The sequence below is a fragment of the Hydrocoleum sp. CS-953 genome (genome assembly GCF_002260545.1).
Taxonomy (GTDB): domain Bacteria; phylum Cyanobacteriota; class Cyanobacteriia; order Cyanobacteriales; family Microcoleaceae; genus Trichodesmium.
In genome coordinates, this window is sequence record NZ_LGSU01000524.1 from 1 (window position 1) to 3497 (window position 3497).

The 3497-nt window shown below is 33.7% G+C and carries 2 protein-coding genes; one reads left to right on the forward strand and one right to left on the reverse strand.

The window, feature by feature from the left end:
* Positions 1 to 79: 79 nt before the first annotated feature.
* Positions 80 to 2026 (reverse strand): FAD-dependent oxidoreductase, encoded by a 1947-nt coding sequence (locus AFK68_RS05480; protein WP_094671911.1) that lies wholly within the window; start codon positions 2024 to 2026, stop codon positions 80 to 82.
* A 330-nt stretch (positions 2027 to 2356) separates the two neighbouring features.
* Between AFK68_RS05480 and proX the strand changes: the two genes are divergently transcribed.
* Positions 2357 to 3373 (forward strand): glycine betaine/L-proline ABC transporter substrate-binding protein ProX, encoded by a 1017-nt coding sequence (gene proX / locus AFK68_RS05485; protein WP_094671912.1) that lies wholly within the window; start codon positions 2357 to 2359, stop codon positions 3371 to 3373.
* The last annotated feature ends 124 nt before the right edge of the window (positions 3374 to 3497 follow it).

Sequence of the window (3497 nt, forward strand, 5' to 3'; positions counted from 1 at the left end):
TACTCCCCTACTCCATACTCCCCTACTCCATACTCCCCTACTCCCCTACTCCCTACTCCCTACTCCCTACTCCCTAAAATCAAATTTTAAGAATACCTTCTGGGTTTACTGATAGTAATTTTCGTCTTTGTAAACCCTCTCTATTAATAATTTCATTTGCTGCTAATAACCCACTACTAATAGCTCTTTCCATTAAACCACAAGGAAATGGCATTTTTACCCAATCTCCAGCAAACATTAAATTAGAAATACCACTATTAGTTTCCGGGCGTTGTTGATAACTACCTGGAGGATAAGCGGAAAAATTTTTCTGGTTTACTAATTCTCTATGGAGCAAATTAGCATCTTTTAATTCCGGTACAATTTCATATAATTCCTGTGCAAAAGTTGTCAGTAAATTTTCCTGAGTAGGAAACTGTTTTTCTTTATAACAATAAGCGTGTAATTCCACAACACTACCCCCTGTTTTTTCATGCCATTGAATAAATTGTTCTTGAATGCGATGATAGAGAGTAATACTATCAGTTAATTCATAGCCAGATAGAGAAGTAAAATTGCTATGTTGCCAGTCAAAGTCTCGGTCAAACCAAAAACGACAAACTGCAAATGGGTCAGCTATATTTAATTTTTCTACCTGAGATTTTACATTTTGATTTACTTCTCCTTCCATCACATTAAATAAGTGCTGAACTCCCGGAACATCCGTAGCAAAAACATAATAATCTGCTTGAATTTCTGTGGATATAATTTCTGATTTATTTTCCATTATGCCAACTAATTGCACTTTACTTTCTCTACTTTGAGTAATTTTGTAGCGCGATAAATTTCGTTTTGCAGGACCTGCTAATACTTTTCCTTTTCTATCATAAACTGCACCATGACAAGGACAGTAAAAATTTCCATCTTCAGCTAATTCAACAGTACAACCTTGATGAGTACAAGTCAGAGAAATAGCCTCATCTGAATTAGCTTTAATCGCAAAGAGGCGATCGCTCGAACCAAAATAATTAACTTCCTTATTATTAATTTCCCAATTACGTTCTACCCAAAAAGGAACTAAACTTTTAGCCTCTCCTAACTGATAACTAATGGAACTAATTTTATTATCTTGCCAATTAATTTTACTAACACCAACATCAGTAAAAATTTTACCTCCCTTACTTTCAATTTCTTTAGCAATAGGTTGTACTAAACTTGTACCCATATCTTGTCTCGTACCATTAAAAGCTAAACCTTCAGGATTACCAAAAAAATAGAAGTGAAAGAACTGCATTAATTCCGCAACGCTTAATTTATCTGGAGCATTAAGACTTGATTTAGCAAAAGGCAAAAAATACAAATCGTACAACCCTTGGGGAAAATCTTTTTCTACCCATTCAGCAACCGATAAATTGTCAAGTTGTTGATAAGTTTTCTCTACTTGAAAGCCACCAATAGCCCGAAAAACTTCCCAATGTTTAGGCTTTGCTAAATTAATTCCCCATCTGAATCTATTAGGAGAAGAAATTCCTAAATCTACTATATTCCAAGGAAAAGCAGAAGTGCTAGGACGAAATACTTCTGGTTGATATTTTCCTTCTTTAAATACCACAGAATAGAACTCTAAAGACTGGAAATTATCAGTAATGTTTAGTTCTTCCACTAAACTATTCAAATTGTAATATTGAGGGAAAAAACCATGAAAGCCATGTTCCATCATAAACTTTTCTCCCCCTATATCAACAGACCAACTAGCAATTTTTCCTCCTAGTTGTGGGGATTTTTCTAATAAAGTAACCCTAAAACCTCGCTGACTAAGTTCATAAGCACAAGCTAATCCTGCTAATCCACCACCAACTACTACCACACTTTGAGAATTGTTTAAATATCGTGGTAAATCTAGATTATCTTGGTTAAAAACTGTTGGTTGGGGTTTCGAGAATCGAGTATAACCCAGTAAACCAGTGGTAGCTCCAATAGTTAATAATTTGAGAATTGTTCGTCGCGAAACTGATGGAAATGATTTGAGATTAGTTAATTGATTCATCAGCAATAATTTGATTACTTTTGAAAATTTTTATTTGGCCGATTAACGCCCTGGTATATTTTAATTTAGTACAGAATTTTTGCCTATAAAAATATATAATGCTTAAGCTTTTCTAAAGTTTTTGGATAATCAAGTGTTTGAGGATATAGTCTAGATAAATAATCTTTATTGTAGGTTTATGAGAACTTTTAAATGAAACAAAAATTGAGGCAACTTGCCTTAAGAATAACTTTAATAACTTTCTTGATAGGNAAAGTTTTTGGATAATCAAGTGTTTGAGGATATAGTCTAGATAAATAATCTTTATTGTAGGTTTATGAGAACTTTTAAATGAAACAAAAATTGAGGCAACTTGCCTTAAGAATAACTTTAATAACTTTCTTGATAGGTTTAATTGCCTGTCAATCAACCTCGTCTGTTAAAAAAACTAGAGTTCGTGCTGCCCATAGTAATTGGGTTGAAGAACATTTCCAAACAGAAATTGTGAATATTGGTCTTGAAAGACTTGGTTATCAGATTGAAAAACCGAAAGAAATTGACTATCCTGCTATTTATTTGTCTGTTGCTAATGGAGACCTAGATTATAGTGCCGGCAGCGGTGAAAAAGCACACGAAGCATATTTTAATAATGCTGGAGGTGAAAAAAAGTTAGAGCGAGTTGGAGTTCTGACTCCTAATTTAGTACAAGGGTATCAGATTGATAAAAAAACTGCCGATAAATATAAAATTACTAACCTTGGACAACTTAAAGACCCGAAAATTGCTCAACTATTTGATTCGGATGGCGATGGTAAAGCTAATTTAGTCGGTTGTAATCCTGGTTGGTTTTGTGAACAAATAATCGATCATCAAATCAAAGCTTATGGACTAGAAGATACAGTTGAACACAATAGAGGACAATATATTGTTTTGCTTGCAGATGTTATTACTCGCTATAAGCAAGGAAAAAGTGTTCTCTACTATGCTTTTAATCCTCACTGGATATCTACAGTCTTAAAACCAGATCAAGATATAATTTGGTTGGAAGTTCCCTTTACCTCTCTTCCAGAATCCCAGAAAAATCTAACAGAAAAAGATACTACTATAGAAGGTAAAAATCTTGGATTTGCTCTTGATCGCCAGCGAATTTTTGCCAATAAAGAATTTTTAGCAGCTAACCCAGTTGCCAAACGTTGGTTTGAATTAGTTCAAATTCCTACTGAGGATATGAATGTTGAAAGTCTATATATTAAAGATGGTGAAGATTCTCCAGAAGATATCCGTCGTCATGCTAAAGAGTGGGTGGAAAATAATCAAGAATTGTTTGATAGTTGGTTAGAAGAAGCAAAAAAGGCGCAAGGTATTTGACTGAGATTCAAGTAGTTACTTTACCTAAAAATTAAGGTATAAAACCTCTCCATTCATGGAGGAAAAAGAAAAAAAATCCTTTTAGTCAATCCTGTTCTTTATAATAAGAAGTCATTATTAATTG